The 16,602-nt window shown below is 66.2% G+C and carries 13 protein-coding genes and 5 pseudogenes; 6 read left to right on the top strand and 12 right to left on the bottom strand.

Annotated features, from left to right (window positions below; all coding sequences use genetic code 11):
• Positions 1–172: 172 nt before the first annotated feature.
• Entirely contained in the window at positions 173–742 is a 570-nt protein-coding gene (locus ACZ4N4_RS17670) for a TetR/AcrR family transcriptional regulator (RefSeq protein WP_467589464.1), read from the top strand.
• Positions 743–940: 198 nt separating this feature from the next.
• Here ACZ4N4_RS17670 and ACZ4N4_RS17665 read toward each other — a convergent pair whose 3' ends face one another.
• Genes ACZ4N4_RS17665 through ACZ4N4_RS17650 form a run of 4 tightly spaced genes read right to left on the bottom strand, consistent with a single transcriptional unit; the run spans position 941 to position 3,165 of the window.
• Entirely contained in the window at positions 941–1,573 is a 633-nt protein-coding gene (locus ACZ4N4_RS17665) for a DDE-type integrase/transposase/recombinase (protein WP_467589461.1), read from the bottom strand.
• Positions 1,561–1,893 carry a transposase gene (locus ACZ4N4_RS17660; protein ID WP_467589459.1) on the bottom strand — a complete coding sequence of 111 codons (333 nt, stop codon included), beginning with the start codon at positions 1,891–1,893 and terminating at the stop codon, positions 1,561–1,563. Before ACZ4N4_RS17660 ends, ACZ4N4_RS17665 begins: the two co-directional genes overlap by 13 nt.
• A gap of 50 nt (positions 1,894–1,943) precedes the next feature.
• Positions 1,944–2,246, bottom strand: a complete 303-nt coding sequence (locus ACZ4N4_RS17655) for a muconolactone Delta-isomerase family protein (protein WP_467589456.1) — start codon at positions 2,244–2,246, stop codon at positions 1,944–1,946.
• Between the two features lie 40 nt (positions 2,247–2,286).
• Positions 2,287–3,165 carry an ABC transporter substrate-binding protein gene (locus ACZ4N4_RS17650; RefSeq protein WP_467589454.1) on the bottom strand — a complete coding sequence of 293 codons (879 nt, stop codon included), beginning with the start codon at positions 3,163–3,165 and terminating at the stop codon, positions 2,287–2,289.
• A gap of 278 nt (positions 3,166–3,443) precedes the next feature.
• Here ACZ4N4_RS17650 and ACZ4N4_RS17645 point away from each other — a divergent pair.
• Positions 3,444–4,238: pseudogene (locus tag ACZ4N4_RS17645) on the top strand (electron transfer flavoprotein subunit alpha/FixB family protein); the annotation flags it as partial.
• A gap of 485 nt (positions 4,239–4,723) precedes the next feature.
• A pseudogene (cas2e, locus tag ACZ4N4_RS17640) lies at positions 4,724–4,892 on the top strand (type I-E CRISPR-associated endoribonuclease Cas2e); the annotation flags it as partial.
• Positions 4,893–5,028: 136 nt separating this feature from the next.
• On the opposite strand, the pseudogene ACZ4N4_RS17635 reads toward cas2e, so the two are convergent.
• Positions 5,029–5,558 (bottom strand): annotated as a pseudogene (locus tag ACZ4N4_RS17635) (transposase family protein); the annotation flags it as partial.
• A 33-nt stretch (positions 5,559–5,591) separates the two neighbouring features.
• Positions 5,592–5,756 (bottom strand): annotated as a pseudogene (locus ACZ4N4_RS17630) (pirin-like C-terminal cupin domain-containing protein); the annotation flags it as partial.
• 121 nt (positions 5,757–5,877) lie between these two features.
• On the opposite strand from ACZ4N4_RS17630, the gene ACZ4N4_RS17625 reads away from it, so the two are divergent.
• The 3 genes and pseudogenes from ACZ4N4_RS17625 (at position 5,878) to ACZ4N4_RS17615 (ending at position 8,846) form a co-directional block, all read left to right on the top strand.
• The gene (locus tag ACZ4N4_RS17625; RefSeq protein ID WP_467590613.1) at positions 5,878–7,005 is read left to right on the top strand and encodes a tyrosine-type recombinase/integrase; all 1,128 of its coding nucleotides are present in this window, start codon (positions 5,878–5,880) and stop codon (positions 7,003–7,005) included.
• Between the two features lie 236 nt (positions 7,006–7,241).
• Positions 7,242–8,306: pseudogene (locus ACZ4N4_RS17620) on the top strand (IS630 family transposase).
• A gap of 93 nt (positions 8,307–8,399) precedes the next feature.
• Positions 8,400–8,846: a hypothetical protein gene (locus ACZ4N4_RS17615; protein ID WP_467589451.1), complete on the top strand. Its 447-nt coding sequence runs from the start codon at positions 8,400–8,402 to the stop codon at positions 8,844–8,846.
• 268 nt (positions 8,847–9,114) lie between these two features.
• Here the strand turns inward: ACZ4N4_RS17615 and ACZ4N4_RS17610 are convergent, their stop codons facing one another.
• From ACZ4N4_RS17610 to ACZ4N4_RS17585, 6 genes are all read right to left on the bottom strand, one after another.
• Complete coding sequence (locus tag ACZ4N4_RS17610) at positions 9,115–10,272, bottom strand: tyrosine-type recombinase/integrase (RefSeq protein ID WP_467589448.1); 1,158 nt, start codon at positions 10,270–10,272, stop codon at positions 9,115–9,117.
• Between the two features lie 78 nt (positions 10,273–10,350).
• Positions 10,351–10,521: a helix-turn-helix transcriptional regulator gene (locus tag ACZ4N4_RS17605; RefSeq protein WP_467590610.1), complete on the bottom strand. Its 171-nt coding sequence runs from the start codon at positions 10,519–10,521 to the stop codon at positions 10,351–10,353.
• 967 nt (positions 10,522–11,488) lie between these two features.
• Positions 11,489–12,919, bottom strand: a complete 1,431-nt coding sequence (locus ACZ4N4_RS17600; protein WP_467589445.1) for a cytochrome P450 family protein — start codon at positions 12,917–12,919, stop codon at positions 11,489–11,491.
• Between the two features lie 64 nt (positions 12,920–12,983).
• A complete protein-coding gene (locus tag ACZ4N4_RS17595) occupies positions 12,984–13,769 on the bottom strand; it encodes a crotonase/enoyl-CoA hydratase family protein (RefSeq protein ID WP_467589443.1) in 786 nt (261 codons plus the stop codon).
• Positions 13,770–13,879: 110 nt separating this feature from the next.
• Complete coding sequence (locus ACZ4N4_RS17590) at positions 13,880–15,100, bottom strand: CaiB/BaiF CoA transferase family protein (protein WP_467589440.1); 1,221 nt, start codon at positions 15,098–15,100, stop codon at positions 13,880–13,882.
• Positions 15,101–15,284: 184 nt separating this feature from the next.
• Positions 15,285–16,496 (bottom strand): acyl-CoA dehydrogenase family protein, encoded by a 1,212-nt coding sequence (locus ACZ4N4_RS17585; protein ID WP_467589436.1) that lies wholly within the window; start codon positions 16,494–16,496, stop codon positions 15,285–15,287.
• Between the last annotated feature and the right edge of the window lie 106 nt (positions 16,497–16,602).

The following is a 16,602-nucleotide window of genomic DNA, read 5'->3' as shown; positions in this document are numbered from 1 at the left end:
CAGTCGCCTCGCCGGTGCCGGTGATCCTGCACTACCGGCGGTCCAACCAGTTTCACGGCGCTCCTCTCGGCCGCCGGCGCCCGACCGTCGCCATGGCGCCACTCGATAAATGTACCGATCGGCACATCTACGTTGCTGGACCATACACGTACCGTTCGGTACAGTCAAAGGCGTGCCTCGTCCAGTCAATGCCGAAAAACGTGCCCAGCTGCTGAAACAGGTGGTGGGCCAGCTCCAGCGCGACGGCGTCGCGCAGATGTCGTTGAGTCCGCTCGCCGAGTCGATCGGCACCACCAAGCGCATGCTTCTGTACTACTTCGGGAGCCGCGAGAACCTGCTGGCCCAGGCACTGGCCGCCAACCGGCCCGACGCGCACGCGATGTTCGACGACGTCCGCGACAGCGCGGGACTGCGCAAGGCGGCTCATACCCTGTGGGAGGCGATGACCGTCGGGGAGCAGTCCGGGCCGGTCCGCATGCTGCTGCAGCTGCTCAGCCTGTCGACCACCGATCCCGAGCAGTACGGCGACATCGCGGCCGAAACAGTGGAGGCCATGATCGGCCCCATCGCCGCGGCTTACGTCCGGCTGGGACATCCGCCGGAGCAGGCGCGGGCAGGGGCCACGCTCCTCGTCTCCGGCTTGCGCGGTCTGTGCCAGGACCGCTTGGTGACCCATGACACCGCCCGTACCGACGCGGCCGCCCGCCACCTCATCAGGCACGCAGTCACGGCGGCCGACTGAGCCCGCGCCTCCGACCGCTTCGGCTCCTAGTTCCGTAGGTACAGGGACACGAACAGCAGGGCGTCGTCGGTCACGCCGGCCCCGCCGTCGTTTTGCCTGGAAAGGAACTGCGCCCCTTGCGGACGCAGGAACTCCAGGACGCTCTTGGCGGTTGCCGATCAGGTGATGTTGTCAATCCGCTCGCAGCGTGGAGACGGTCTATGCGGCCAGTCCCTCGGCGAGGGTGGCTCGGTAGTCACGTTCGTCGCCGCCACGGGTGGCCGCGGCCATGTTCAGGGACGCGACGACCAGGTCGGCGACGTGACGGGCGGCCATCGCGTAGCCGAGAAGGCGACGGGAGAACGGGTCGACGACCGTCGTCAAGTACAGCTTGCCCTCGCCGGTTTCGATCTCGGTGAGATCGCCCGCCCAGACGAGATCGGGCTCCTCGGCGGTGAAGTCCCGGCGTACGAAGTCCGCGGCGGCCGGCCGCTTGCCCGGCCTCGTCAGCGACCGGCGGCGACGCACCTTCCGGCCGGCCAGCCCGAGTTCGGCCATGACCTTCGCGACCGTGTTCACCGACACTCGCCAGCCTCTGCGCACCAGCTCGATGAACACCTTCGGCGAGCCGTGGGTGCCACCCGAGCCGTGGAAGATCTCTTCGATCTCCTCGGCCGGCTGCCGCCGGCGCACCTCACGCGCTGTCGGCGGACGATCCCGCCACTTGTAGAACCACGACTCGGACACCCCCAGCGCCCGGCAGGCGGTGCGGTAGGGAATCTTCTGCTCGGCCTTGCAGCTGCTGATCACCCGGACCGCGACAGCCGGGTCTGCCTCAGCTACTTCACCCACAAGGCCACGAATCGCTTGCACACATCACGCTCCATCTCCAACTCGCGGATGCGCTTGTCCTTCTCCCGGGCCTCGGCCCGCAGCCGCTCCAGCTCAGACCGCTCGCTCTCCCGAAGACGGCCGCCGGGCGATGGCTCCGCCACCGGCCGATCCGACGACGGCGAACCGTTGCGCCTCGCCCGCGACACCCAGCTGTGCAACGTCCCCGGGTGGATGCCCAGATCCCCAGCCACTTCCGGAATCGGCTTCCCGGTCTCGCGACCGCGGCAGGCGGCACTGGGAACCCCGGTCTCCCTCCGTGGGCACGCACTGCCCCGCACACCCGCCGACCGCTCCGACTCAGCCGGGCAGGTGCACGGAGGAAGAAAAGTCAGACGGTGGTGTCCGCCTTGCCAGGGTCGCTCGGGTGCGACTCAAGAGGGGTGACGACGGACGTCATCCAGGACCACAGCGGCAAGGTGCTCAGGATCCTGTCACGCAACTCGGCCTCGTCGTTGGCCCGCCACAGGGCGATGCTGCGCATCTCACCCACCGGACGCCAGATCCGGATCAGGTGGCCGGAGGCGATCAACTCGACGGCCCGGGCGGCCTCCGCGGCGCGACGGCGGTCGACCTCGGCCGCCTCGGTTCCGTCGGGAATGTTGGTGGTGACCTCGATCAGGAACTCTTTCACAAGCCAGCCTTTCTCTGATGCTGCGAAAAGACACCGCGGCCTAAGCCGTGGTGGGTCGGGTGCGATAGAAATCCGCCGCGGTGAACGTGGCGGGCACGCCCAGTTCGGCGGCGACCGCTTTGACGGCCGTCTCAGCGGTGGCGAGGTCCGCCTGACCGTCGATGCCGAACGACGGGGCGATGAACCTCTCGTAGTGCGCCCGGACTTCCTCTTCCGTGTGTCCGTTGAGGAAGGCCTGGAGATACCTGACCGTGGTGTCGGGCTCGTCCCGGATCACTCGTAGCGCGCGCCGGTGGGCCAGCACGACGGCCTGAACCGCGGGGTCCTCCGGATCGGTGTAGGTCGGGTCGACGGACACACCGACGGTCGGGATCTGGAAGAGGTCACCGGCGAAGGCCAGCAACCGCCAGCCGTTCTCGGCGGCCACGGCTTCGGGCGCCAGGGTGTCGCCCACCACCGCGGCGTCGATCGTGCCCTCGCGCAGCCTGCGCAGGTCCATGCCGTAGTCGCCGGGTGCACGGACGATGGTCTCGACATCGCGGTCCGGGTCCAGTCCGGCCTGGCGCAGCATGATGCGGGTGAAGCAGCCGGGCCCGGTGTGGTGCGGATGCACGGCCAGACGCTTCCCGGCCAGGTCGGCCAGCGAGTCCAGGCCGGGCCGGGCGAGGAACCAGAACTGGGGCTGCTGGGTGTTCACATTGAGCGCGACCCACGGGATGCCGCCGACCAGCCGGGACAGCAGCGTCCGGCCCAGGCCGATGACGGCCCCGCGGCGCAGCCGCTCCGGGTCCCAGATCGAGCCGTCCCGCAGGGCGACGTGGACACCGGCGTCGGCGTAGAAGTCCTGCTGGTCCGCGATGTAGGTGACTAGCTCCTCGTGGGGACCGCGCCCCACGTAGGCGAGATCGATCGTGTGCATGAACGCCTTCCTCAGAGGTGGCTGTGTCCTGTAGGCGGTCCGCCCGCCGGTCGCATCCGGGCGGGCCCGGCGGAGGTGTGTCCGGGACGGGGGTGTCGCTGCAAGGACGTCCTGTCGCGACCCGGCCGGAATGATGCTGCTGGTGTGGAATGCGCCACATGTCCGCTGTGCGGATGTGGGTGGCCCGGCCGCCGACCGTGCGGGGCGCTGGAAACCCGGGAGCTTCGGGGTACCGAAGGATCTCCCACGCGGCAGGGCAAAGGCGGCAGAACGGGCCAATCGCGCACGACGCCCCCGAGTACACCGACTACCTGGTGGCCCCCAAGGTCGACGCGCTGCAGGCCGCCTGCGCCGCCGTGTCCCCGGCCGCGGTCCTCCTGCCCTCCTCGGCCGAGTCCAAGGAGATCGCCGCCCGCCTGGCGCTGCGCGTCGGCGCCGGCCTGGTCACCGACGCCGTCGACGTCGAGGCCGGCCCCGAGGGCCCGGTCACCACGCAGTCGGCGTTCGCCGCCGCCTTCACCACCCGCTCGCGCGTGACCCGGGACATCGCGGTCATCACCGTCAAGCCCAACTCGGCCCCGGTGGAGGCCGCCCCGGCCGCCGGCACGATCGAGGAGCTGGCGGTGGTTTTGTCGGACCAGGCGACCGGCACCAGGATCACCTCGCGGACCCGGCGCGAATCGACGGGACGACCGGAGCTGACGGAGGCGGAGACCGTCGTCGCCGGCGGCCGCGGTGTCAACGGAGCGGAGAACTTCCGGATCATCGAGGCCCTGGCCGACTTGCTCGGCGCGGCGGTGGGCGCGTCCCGCGCGGCCGTCGACTCCGGCTGGTACCCGCACGCGCACCAGATCGGCCAGACGGGCAAGAGCGTGTCACCGCAGCTGTACGTCGCGGCGGGTATCTCGGGCGCGATCCAGCACCGGGCCGGCATGCAGACCTCGAAGACGATCGTGGCGATCAACAAGGACGCCCAGGCACCGATCTTCGACCTGGCCGACTACGGATTGGTCGGCGACCTGTTCGAGGTCGTGCCCCGTCTCACGGAGGAGATCCGGGCCCGCAAGGCCTGATCGCGTCGAAACCCGTGCACCGCGAGTGTGTGGACGACACCGAGGGGGAGCCTCTCCCGTTCGCCACATTCTCCTGAACCCCCGAAGGCACTGACAGCGACACCGCACATCGATGTCAGTGCCTTCGGGCTGCCCGGAAGCGCACAGGACGCTCGGAGCGGAGAAGTCGTCGAAGCCGGTGAACATCGCCGCATTGCCTCACTCACCCCGAGACAGGTCGGATGTCGTCATACAAATTCCGTCCCAGGTCTAGGACTTGGAGACATGGTTCCGTACATTCATCGGGTGTCTGAGCCTTCGCTCGTCCTGTGGGAGATCGACTATCCGCACCATTGTCGCCGCACGCCTTGCTGCAGCCGTGGCCTGTCTGGGTTTCACCGGCGGCCCGCGATAGGGTCTCGGCGTAGGAGAACTGGATGGGCAGCCGCAGCCCGCAACTCGCCGCCGCACGGGCAGCGAACGACGTGGGCACCTGATCCTGCGGCGGCTTCCTCACCCGCTGACTACTGGAAATCTCCGCAGGCGTGTTCGTGGGCAACCCGTCAGCCCGTATCCGCGACGCGCTCTGGCACGAGGTCCTGCAATACGTCGGCCAAGGACGCGCCCTGCTCGCCCACACCGCCAACAACGAACAGGGTTTCACCTTCCGCATCGCCGATGACCTGGTCGGACACCATCTCCAGGACTGCGGCCACATCATCCCCCTCGACCGCCCCGACGCTTTGTTCGCGCTCCTTGCTCCCTTCCTCTCCGCCGATCTGCCAAAGTGAACGGAGCGGGGCCGAAGGAATCACGGCCGGCGGTTCGGGCGTTCGTCCCAGCGGTGAGTTGTCCAGGACCGCCGGATCAGGCTGCGCACGGTGATGAATGCGTCGGCGAGGTCGAAGAAGGCATCAATGACAGTGACGCGACGCTCGTAGCACCGGGCGAGACGGTGAAAGGCGTTCTGCCACGCGTGAGTGCGTTCGACGTGCCAACGCCGACTGGCCTGAATGGGCGTCTTCGCGCCCTTGGGTGCGATGCATCCGTGCAGGCCGCGTTCGCTGAGCAGAGCGCGGGTGGTGTCCGAGTCGCAGCCGGCGTCCAGGTGCACGGTGTGATGTCGGGCAACGGGCCGAGGCCCTCCAGACGGTCCAGAGTCGGGGCGAGCAGCGGAGAGTTGTGGCGGTTGGCACCGGCCAGGACACGGCCCAGCGGAATGCCGTATCCATCCGTCATGCCCGAGCGCTTCAGTCCCTGTTTGCCGCGGTCGACCGGTGAACGTCCGCTGGCCTCCCCGCCTCCAGGTGACTTGGTGATCGCTCCGTCGACGGCGCTCTGGACTCTTCGAGGGGGAGGTGGCGTATGCCCAGGTCAGCGCGCCCTGCCGCGCGGTTTGAGCGGCGTCGGGGGCATCGCCGGCGCCCGCAGCGGGGCCCCGTCGTAGCCCTTCACCTCGCCGAAGCGGGTGCCCTTCGCCCAGTCTTCGCGGGCCTGCTCGATCTCCTGCTGCGTCCGGGCGACGAAGTTCCACCACATATCGAACCCCATTGCTGTTCCTGCTGGTCAGCGGGCCTCAGGACTGCTGCTGGTCAGCAAAAGGTCAGCATCGGTCGTGGGGAGTCGGTTCGGCGTGGCACAGAGTTCGTTGCCCAGGGGGATGGGGTCGTTCTTCAAGGAGTGCGGGCATCCGCAATCGCGGTGGGCGAAGTGCCCCCATCTCTACGCGGTCCGGTACCGGTCGGCCGCTGGCAAACAAGTGGAAGAGTCCGGGTTCGCCAACAAGGACTTGGCCATCGAGCGCTTGACGGAGGTCTACAAGGAGAAGCGGACGGCGAAGCAGGGGCAGCCGAAGGCGGAGCGTATCCGGACGTACGGGGCGATGCGCTTCGCGGACTACGCCGAGGAGTGGAAGGCTGGCCAGCGGCATTTGGCCGTCCAGTCGGTCAAGCACCTCGACTCGCTGCTGGAGCACCACCTCTACCCCGCACTCGGCAGCCGGCGGATGAACTCCTTCGACCACAAGGTCGTCGACGGATTCATCCGCACCATGGAAGGCAACGGGGTCGGTCTGGCCACCCAGTCCAACGCTTTTGACAAACTGCGTGCGATCCTCCTCGATGCCCAGCGTCTTGGCATCTACCCCGAGAACCCCGTGGCCGGGGTCAAGGCGCCGCAGTACGACCCCGCGCGCGCAGTCATCCCCTCCCCGGAGCAGTTGCGCGGGATACGTACCGCGGGCGACGACGCGTTCATGCTGATCGTCGACTTGATGAGCGGCTGCGGCCTGCGCAACGGTGAAGCGGCCGCGGTGAACCTCAGCAACATCGTGGCCGACGACGTGTACCGGGTCTGTGAGCAGGTCATCATGGCCACCCGAGAGTACGGGCCGCTCAAACACCGGAAGCCGGGGGAGTACCGTGACGTTCCCATGCCGGCCCGGGTCAGGGAGACGATCGAGTGGTATGCCGAGAAGCACGGAACGGTCGACGGCTACCTGCTGCGCCAGGCAACCGATCCCAGCCGGCCGTACCAGCACTACGCGATGGACAATCAATGGCGGCGGATCCGGGCGTCATGCACGGTAGACGTTCCTGAGGGGATGGTGCTCTACGGGAACCGTCACTTCTTCGCGTCGAACTGTCTCAAGAACGGCATTCCGATCACGGACGTTGCCGAGTGGATGGGCCACAAGAGCATCGACGTGACCTTCAAGATCTACCGGCATCTCATGCCGGGATCGATCAGCTCCGCGGCACAACTCCTCAACATGAGCCTGGCTGCTTGAGCTTCGCGCTATGGAACAAGGAGCGGCTGTGGGGGTAGCTGTGTAGCAGCGGTCCGTTGGGCGATGCCCTGTGGGTCGGTGGTCAGATCGAGGGGTATTCGCCGCTAAGCACCGGCAGTTTTCGGCTCCGGATTATTACCAACGCGCTGTTGCCGTAGGGCGCTACTGAACTTGATTGGGTGATGTCGGTGGCGTTCGTCTGACAGCGAGCGTCCGGTGTCGGTAGCCCTGGGGGTGTGAGGTACGCACAGGGCGGCGGGCTGACAGACGCGGAGAAAAACAGGGCGGGAGCGGTTGCGACTCCAGGCCGTGGAGCGCTTTGAGGGCGGGCAGAAGAACGCGGAGATTGCTGCTGACCTGCGGATCAGCGTGCGGTCGGTCGAGCGGTGGCGCCGGGCCTGGCGTGATGGCGGCGAGGTTGGGGTCCTATCGAAAGGCTCGCCGGGAAGACCTCGGCTCAGTGAAGTCCAGATCTCGAGACTGGCACGGGAGTTGGAGCGCGGCCCGCTGGTACACGGCTGGGCGGACCAGCGGTGGACACTGGCGAGGAGCAAAACGCTGATCGGCCGGTTGTTCCACGTCTCCTACACGGTGGAGGGCACCTGGCAGCTGCTGAAGCGGCACGGCTGGAGCTGGCAGCAGCCGGCCCGCCGAGCGATCGAGCGCGACGACAGCGCGATCGAGGTGTGGAAGAAGGAGACCTGGCCGCGGGTAAGAGCATCGAGGCGGAGCGCGGCGCCTGGCTGGTCTTCGAAGACGAAGCCGGACGGTCACTGACTCCGCCGCGCGCGAGAACGTGGGGCCGTCGGGGCTGCACACCGGTCGTGCGCGTACGCGGGCGAGGCTCCGGGCGGGTGTCGATGGTCGGCATGACCTGCTACAAGCCCGGCCAGCGGTCCCGGCTGTTCTACGCGGTCCGGGAGTACACCGGACGCAAGGACCAGTCGAAGGGCTTCGGTTGGCGCGACTTCCGGGACCTGATCGTCCGCGCCCACATCCAGCTCGGCGGTCCGATCGTGCTGGTCTGGGACAACCTCCGCCTGCACCTGACCAAGCAGCTTCGCGAATTCATCGACGCGAACGCCGACTGGCTCACGGTCTTCCAGTTGCCTACCTACGCGCCCGACCTCAACCCGACCGAAGGTGTGTGGTCGCTGGTCAAGCGCGACATCGGCAACCTCGCCGCAGCGAACCTCGGCGAAGTCACCCGCGCCGTGAAACGCAAGCTCAAGACCCGCCAGTACCGTCCGGATGTCATCGACGGCTGCCTGACGGGCACCGGCCTGCTGCCGGGCCCCTGATCTCCTGGTCTCGCCTGCGCGCAGTCGTGCTCCAATAGCAGCGCACGCCCGGAGGCTCCCTCCTGGGAAGCCCGAGCCCTGAACGGAGGCGGCATGATCGCGCAAGGAGCCGCAGGAGCCTTCTACCTCCGGTACTGGCAGCCAGCCGACCATGCGGAGATCGGATACCAGGTGACGGGCGTCGCCGAAGTCGTTGCGCACGCTGACCGAGCCGCGCAGATCTACCGTGCGGCCGGGTCCGACTGCCTGGCCGGCGTCTGTGTGTGGCGCGGCGCCGACATCCCTGAGAACTCCCTCAGCCTCGCCATCGGTCCAACACGCTGGGCCATCGTCCACACCGACGCCGATTTCTTCCAGACTGTGACGCGAGGTCCGCGGAGCCCGGAGCGAACCCGGCAGAAGGTTCGCTTCGACGATCTGCTGGAGATCCCGAGCGACTGCTTCATCGACAGGGCGCTCGCGATCGACACCGTGTCGCTGTGGATGTCCAAGGACACGCTGCTGCAGGCCGCAGGCTTCTCCAACGACCTGCTTGGTTAGGTCGGCGGGGGCATGGCACTCATCAACAGCCGATCCGGCCGCTTCCCCGACATCACCCATTCAAGTTCAGTAGTGATTTGGCCGGGGAGGGGAGGTCGCGAATTGCTGGGGCGCAGTTGCATCGTGCTTCGTTTATCCCGGGCAGCCCGAAGTGGTCGTCCGATTCGCCTGCCGCGTCGTGCAGGGAGGTGCCAGGCTGCCCCCGCCTCGTTATGAGTCGCAGGACTCGGGGAGGCCCGGGACAACCGCCTGTTCGTGCTGGCCGTGGTCAGGCTGCCAAGACGAGATTCTGGTTGAGGACCTGGGCAGCTGAGCTGATCGATCCCGGCATGAGATGCCGGTAGATCTTGAAGGTGACATCGATGTTCCTGTGCCCCATCCACTCGGCGACATCGGTGATGGGGATCCCCTGAGTCAAGCAGTTGGAAGCGAAGAAGTGTCGAAGGCTGTAAAGCACCATCCCCTGGGGGACGTCAATCCGTCCCTGAACCTTAATCCGCCTCCATTGGTTGCTGAGACTGTAATGCGGGAACGGCCGTGAGGGATCACTCGGGTGGCGCAGCAAATAGCCATCTGACGTTCCGTACTTCTGGGCGTACCACTCGATCGTCTCCCTAACCACGACTGGCAGTGGAACGTCGCGGTACTCGTTGGACTTGCGGTGCTTCAGGGGCGCGTACTGGCCGGTCGTCTGGTTCACCTGCTCGCTGACCCGGTAGACATCATCGGCCACCATATTGCGGAGATTCACTGCAGCTGCCTCAGCATTGCGTAGGCCACAGCCGCTCATCAAGTCGGCGATCAGCCGGAATTGGTCGTTGCCAGCCGTGCGTATCATGCGTATTTGCCCGGGAGACGGGATCACTGCGCGTTTGGGGTCGTAGAGTGGGGCCTTCACACCGGCGAGAGGGCTCTCATGGAACAGCCCAAGTCGATGGGCGTCGAGCAGGATTGCCTTGAGCTTGTCGAATGCGTTGGCCTGGGTTGCCAGACCGGCACCGTTTCGCTCCATGGCCTGGATGAAGCTCTCGACGACCTTGTGGTCAAACATACTCATACGCCGACTGCCCAATAGGGGGAAGAGGTGCTGCTGCAACAATGAGTCAAGGTGACGCACCGAAGCTGGGCCCAGGTCCCGCTGGCCAGATTTCCACTCGGCGGCGTATTCCTCGAAACGCATGGCCCCGTACTTTTGGATGCGTTCTGTTTTGGATAGAGATCTGTGTACGGAACGCTTCTCGTTGTAGATCTCCGCTAGACGACCGATCGCCTTTTCCTGAGTTGCAAACCCCGATTCCTGCACTTGCTTCCCGGCCCTAGAACGGTAGCGGACCTTGTAGAGGTGGGGGCACTTCGACCATCGAGATTGCGGATGCTCGCATTCTTTGAAGAACGACCCCATCCCGCGAACCAGCGGAGTAGGCAAACGTGAAAAATCCTTTCACTGTAGTGTATGTGGATCGAATTGCCTGGAACCGGAGTCCCGAATCGGTTCGGTGGCGCCTCAGTGGATACGTTGTTGTCGAATCCAAGCCTCGACTTCCGAAACCCTGAATCGAATCTTTGCATTGGTGCCTGCCGCGAACCTGTAAGGTGTCAGTCCTGAGCGGATGGCATTTCGGTATATCCAGGAAGCTGAGACATTCAGATACTCGGCTGTTTCGTGGACGGTCATGAAATCTCCAGGCATTTCCCTCCGCGTGTCAAGCATGATTCTTAATTGCGGTTTGTCGGGACCGTCGTACCCGTGTCGTGCATCCACCATGGTGTGCAGGATCGCCGGTTTGGCCAACCGGCGATCCTGCGCTATGTTGCTTGCTTTCCCCTGAAGACTGCTCGTTGTGCAATCACACGCGAAGGGCGCCGTGTAGCGGCCGCGTGGTCGACGTCGCCGCTGGTCAGGCTCCCGCCCATTCAAGTGATGAGGTTGATGGCCTGGAGTTCTGTGCTGTCACGGCGCCAGGCACGGCTGTGAGGGCGGTCGGCCCAGCACATTCTTCGTCTGCTGGTGGTACAGCGCTTGCGAGCCCCTGAACTGCGGTGATGGTGTAAGGAGTGGCCTTTGCGGCTGGGTTGGTCCGCGTATGGTCCGGATCTTTCCTGTCCCGTGGCTTCGTGTGCGCGGGAGAGACTGAGGGCAGATGGAAGGGCGACGCCTTATGGGAGGCGCTTGCGTGTGCGGTACCACATGGCACATGTCGTAGAAGCCGTCTAGGGGCGTCCATCCAGTCCTATGCGGACATGTATGCCCAGTTTCGGGATCCTGTGCTGGGAGGGTGTCCACGGGGTGTGTGATTCGCGCGTGACAGCTGGCAGCACGACGAAGCCCCGCCGGTCTGCCTTTCGGGGCTTCATTGTGCGGCTGGTCAGGATGGATTGGTGCTCGTGCTGACGGCTCCGTTGCACTCGGGGTCACCGCTTTCGAGTACGAGGAGGAGCGAGGCCGTGACGACGCGGGCTGCGCGGCCGATCAGCAGCACGCGGCAAGGGAACTCCCCACGACGCACAAGGTCGTAGCCCTTGGGTGGATGTCCCGAAAGGGGCCAGCGAGCTTCGTGCCTGCGGCGTCGCATGACTCCAGGTCTCTGACCTGGGCGAATGACGCCCGGCCTATGCCCTGTGTGAGCGTGGGTTGCTGGCGGTCAATTCCTCTGCCGGAAGCTGAGGTTGTCGTCGATGACGGTGCGTGGTGAAACGGGCAGTTTCTCCGGATGCTCGACGTCCAGTCCGACGATCTCGATCTCTTCCCTCCAGATGGTTCGCAACAAGTCCTTCACGAACTCCACGGTGATCTGCTCACCGGCGCAGCGGCGGTAGCCGAACCCGAAGGGCGCGTAGCCGGCCGCGTCGCAGAGTGGGTACGCCGTGCCGTCCACCACGCCGTAGACGGCCCCGTATGCGCTGTTGGTCATCTCTGCCCGGCGGCCGTCGCTGACGGCGAACGGTGCGGGTGGGAAGGGGCACCGGGCAAGCCCGGCCCCATGGGCCTTCGCCTCGTCGTTGTCGACGCTCGTCGGCGCCGCCTTGTAGCGGTCCGGATCGAACTGCTCCGGGTTGCTCCAGTGCCGGGGGTCCTCGCTTGTCGCCAGATGAGGGCTGAGGGCGAAGTTGGCGGTCTGGTCGCCGAGACCGCGCATCGTGGTCACGGTCGAGAGGCTTCCTCCGTTCGGTGAGACCGTACGGAACACCTCCATCACGAACCGGTCGAGTGAAGTGAACACGCCACCGTCCGCTTGGTCCGGGCCTCCCGTCATCGTCCGTGAGAACCACTGCCTGACGGTCGGGTCGCCTCGGGTCTCCTCCAGCAGCTCCATGGTGCGGTAAGCGATGTTGCCCCACTGGCTGAACGCCAGGAAGTTGTGGAAGCACTCGAAGACGATGTCCTTGCGGCGGAAGTGTTCGCCGCCTCCGCCGTTCTTCAGCCAGTGGTGGACGAAGGTCCCCTCCGGGTCCTTGACCTCGCCGTCGATGACCGCCTGCACCCGGCCGTCGATCCACTCCCTGAGGAACGGGCGCAACTCGCGCACGCGCATGATGTTGTCGTGCACGATGTCCGAGGTCGGGTACCAGTAACCGAGGACATTGGTGAAGCTGGAGCCGATCTCCCGGATCTCTGCCGGGATGGCTTCCCCCGTGACCCCCACGTGAAGGTCCCAGTACATGTCGAAGTAGTCCCCGTAGTACTCGTGCATCAGGGGCTTGCCGGCGTGCGAGGGGGTGAACAGCTTGTCGAGGAAGCCGTGAACCTTGTCGGCGTACTTGGCTGTGTAGAGATCGGGTGTCGTGGCCGACATGTAGATCTTCTTGCGCTCGTTGTCCTCTCCCCGGTCCTCGTAGCCCTGGATGAAGACCGTGACCCCCTCGTCCGGATTGGGCTCCCAGCCGCTGTACAGCATGCACCAGAAGTGAGGCGGGGCCGCGTTCTCCTTGCTCAGCGCGAGATCGATCATGGGGAGTGCCGGCCGTTCCGCTGTGATCTGGCGGCTCATGAGGAACGGTACGACGGCGCCGTCGATGTATTCAGGTTCGAAGGTCGGCGGGAGCAGACCGACCAGTTCCTTCGGCGTGATCATGCCGGCGTCCTCCAATGATCTCGTTGTTCGGGACGGCTCGTGCCTCACCGAGGTCTCCGACGAGTCAGCGGCCTTCCCAGTGGGGGGAGCGCTTTTCGGCGAAGGCGTGGGCTCCTTCCTGCGCGTCGTGGGACGCGAGGACCGGTGCGACGAGTTGGTCCTGTTGGCGGAACGCGTCCTGATCGCCGTATGCGGTCCGCTCGTTGACCGCGCGTTTGACGGCCGCGATGGACAGCGGGGCGTTGCGCGCGATGCGGTGGGCCAGTTCCACGGCCTTGGTGAGCGTCTCGCCGGGCGGTGTGAGGTGGTTGACGAGGCCGAGCTGATGAGCCCGTTCGGCGGGCAGGGGGTCGCCGGTGAGGAGAATTTCCAAGGCCATGTTGCGGGGGATGCGTTCGGGCAGCCGTACGATTCCCCCTTCGGGGGGAACCAGGCCGAACGTCACCTCGGTGAGGCCGAAGGTGGCATTCTGGGCGGCTACGATCAGATCGCAGGCGAGCGCCATCTCGGTGCCGCCGCCCAGGGCCCAGCCCTCGACGGCGGCGATGAGCGGGGTGTGGAGCTGGGTTCGGGTGAGGCCGGCGAAGCCCCGTCCGGGGATCACCGGGGTGTCTCCCTTCGCGAATGCCTTGAGGTCCATCCCTGCGCTGAAGATGCCTCCGGTGCCAGTGAGTACACCGACCAACAGGTCGTCCCGGGTGTCGAGTTGGTCGAAGGCTTCGGCCAGCGCTCGCGCGGTGGCCCCGTCGATGGCGTTGCGTACCTTGGGCCGGTCAATGGTGATCACGAGGACGCCGTCGTCTTCTTCGGTGCGCACGGTGGGCGCATCCGCGATGGGATTGTCGGTCATGGTGGGGTTTCCTAGTCTTTCCCGCGGTGTGGGTCGTCTGCCGATGACGGCGGAGGACTCCTCGGGGGGTACTCGTGGCCCGGTGCCGGGGTGTTGTCTTCGGGCCACTGCTAGCCGGGGATCGCTCCGCCGGTACGCAGGGATTCGATGTCGTCGGCACCGAATCCGAGTTCCGTGAGGACCTCCTCGGTGTGTTCGCCCAGGTCGGGAGCTGGGCGTGGCGGAACCTTCGACTCCTGGTCCAGATGCACGGGACTGTTGACGGTCAGGTGTGGTTCGCTGCTGCCGTCATCGATCGGCACCACGATCTGGTTGGCCAGGAGCTGGGGGTCATGGGCGAATTCCTCCAGTGTCTGGACGACCCCGTAGGTGAGGCCGGCGGCGTCGAGGATCTCGCGCCATTCGGCCAGGGGACGGGTGGCGAACCGCCTGTCCAGCAGAGTGACGATGTCGGCGGCGTGGGCGCGGCGGCTTGCGGTGTCGTGGAACCGGGGGTCCTCGGCGGCCTGGGTCTGGCCGATGGCCTTGAGGAAGAGAGGGACCTGCTTGTCCTCGTTGGCGAAGGCCAGGAGGATCCAGCGGTCGTCCGCGGTGCGGTACACGTTGGCCAGGGCGTTGGGCGGGTCGGAGCGGTCGACGGGGCGGGGAGGCTTCCCGCCGAGCAGGGCGGCCTGCAGCCACATTCCCGCAGCCCAGGCACCCTCAGCAACCAGTGACGCGCTGACGCGTGCGCCCTGGCCGGTCTTCTCGCGTCGGTACAGGGCGGTCATGATCCCGGCGAACAGGCTGATTGCGGTGGGGTGATCGCCGGAGCCGAACGCGTTGATGGCAGGGGCCGCGTCGCGCTGGCGGGTGAAGTCCATCAGGCCACTGCGTGCCCAGAAGGCCGTGACGTCGAAGCCGGGCAGGTGTGCGTCCGGGCCTTCCTCGCCGAACCCGGTGACATCGGCATAGACCAGCCGGGGGTTGATGGAAGCGAGATCGTCGTAGTCCAGGCCGAGCTTGTCCCGGGTGCGGGGCGGGAAGTTGGTGACCAGGACATCGGCCCATCGCACCAGTCGTTCGAGTACGGACCGGGCGTCGGACGACTTCAAGTTTAGCTCGATGCTGCGCTTGTTCCGGTTGTCCAGCTGCCAGGGGTAGTTGACCCCTTCGACCTGGGGGTTGGGAGGCATCCGGCTGAGGCCGCGGTAGCTGTCGCCGGTGTGCGGTGGTTCCACCTTGACGACGTCGGCGCCGAAGTCGCCGAGCATCGTGGCCGCGGCCGGTCCGGCGATGAAGCTGGCGATATCGACGACGTGCAGTCCCTCCAGCAAGGGCGTGTTCTCCATAGCAGGTTCCTCTTCCGCGGGGTTGTCCGGCGGACATGGAGGTGTCCTCGTCGCCGGCGCCGCCTGCGCGCGGGTCGCCAGGGGATGCGTACGGCGGGCGGCGCGGCGAAGCGGGTACCGACGTGGCCGGTTGTGCAGGCGCAGGGCCAGGCCGTGTGGCGCGGGGTGCGATCGCGCGCCGGTGCTAGTGCTTGCCGTTGGGGGCCATGGGCACGAAGGCGTTGTATCCGGTGATGTCGCGGCCGACGATCAGTGCCTGCACGGTGTCGGTGCCTTCGTAGGTGTCGATGGCCTCGATGTCGCACAGGTGCCGGGCAACGTGGTAGTCCAGCAGGATTCCGTTGCCGCCGAGCATGTCGCGGGCGTCGGCGAGGATGGCCCGGGCGCGTTCCGTGTAGTGCATCTTGGCCAGCGCGACCCGTGGCATCGACATCTTGCCCTCGTCCATGAGTTGGCTGAGCCGGTAGTTCATGCACACCATGTCGGTGACATCCGCCAGCATCCGCGCCAGCCGGTACTGGATGAGCTGGAAGGACGCCAGCGGTACGCCGAACTGCTTGCGCTGCTTGGCGTAGGCGAGGGCGGTCTCGTAGCCGGCGATCGCGGCGCCGACGGACTCCCAGGCCACACAGAATCGCGAGGCCAGCAGGACCTTCTCGGTGTCGCGGAAGGTGTGGCACTCGGTCAGCCGGTTCTCGGCGGGCACCCGTACGTCCTTCAGGGAGATCTGCGCGTTCTGTACGCAGCGCAGGGCCGTCTTGCCCCCGATGAACTCGGGATCGAACCCGGTGGTGCCCTTCTCCACGATGTACCCGCCGACATGACCGTCGTCGCCGCGAGCCCAGATGATGACGTAGTCGGCGAAGGTCGCGTTGCCGATCCACCGCTTGTGGCCGTTGAGTACGTAGGAGTCGCCGTCCCGGTGCGCGGTGGTCTCCAGTTTGACCACGTCCGTTCCGTGAGCGGGCTCGGTCAGACCGAAGGCGCCGATCTTCTCCAGACGCGCCATCTGCGGCAGGAAGCGCTGCTTCTGCTCCTCCGAGCCCAGCAGGTCGATCGACATCATGGCCAGCGCGGAGTGCACCCCCATGAAAGTGGACATGCTCAGATCGCCGCGGGCCAGCTCCATGATCACTACACCGGCCGTCACGTTGCTCATCCCGGGCGAGCCGTGTCCGGGAATCTGGAAACCCGCGATACCCAACTCCGCCAGCTTGGGCACCAGCTCATGCGGAAACTCCGCGCGCTCCCAGTAGGGGTTGATGATGGGGATGACTTCCTGGTCCATGAACTCACGTACGCGCTGTCGCAGCTCCTGCTGATCGTCCGTGAGCAACTCGTTCAACAGGTAGTAGTCCGTATGCTCGGGACCGCCCAGCACGGGCGGCTGCACCACTGGCTGACCGTTCCCGGAGCCGACTGTGGTGACGTCGACAGGCATTATCGTGTCCTGGCGCTTCGCGTTCATCCGTCCGGCGCTCCCTTTTTGGGTCGACCTGGGT

Source organism: Streptomyces sp. NPDC026538 (assembly GCF_055567535.1).
The sequence above is the reverse complement of the archived record's forward strand: the minus strand, read 5'-3'. Positions and strand labels throughout refer to the sequence as shown.

Coding starts and splice junctions, on each gene's coding strand:
- ACZ4N4_RS17650 (WP_467589454.1), bottom strand. CDS start 3,165: ATGCACACGATCGATCTCGCCTACGTGGGGCGCGGTCCCCACGAGGAG.
- ACZ4N4_RS17600 (WP_467589445.1), bottom strand. CDS start 12,919: ATGATCACGCCGAAGGAACTGGTCGGTCTGCTCCCGCCGACCTTCGAA.
- ACZ4N4_RS17595 (WP_467589443.1), bottom strand. CDS start 13,769: ATGACCGACAATCCCATCGCGGATGCGCCCACCGTGCGCACCGAAGAA.
- ACZ4N4_RS17615 (WP_467589451.1), top strand. CDS start 8,400: ATGATCGCGCAAGGAGCCGCAGGAGCCTTCTACCTCCGGTACTGGCAG.
- ACZ4N4_RS17605 (WP_467590610.1), bottom strand. CDS start 10,521: ATGACCGTCCACGAAACAGCCGAGTATCTGAATGTCTCAGCTTCCTGG.
- ACZ4N4_RS17590 (WP_467589440.1), bottom strand. CDS start 15,100: ATGGAGAACACGCCCTTGCTGGAGGGACTGCACGTCGTCGATATCGCC.
- ACZ4N4_RS17625 (WP_467590613.1), top strand. CDS start 5,878: ATGGGGTCGTTCTTCAAGGAGTGCGGGCATCCGCAATCGCGGTGGGCG.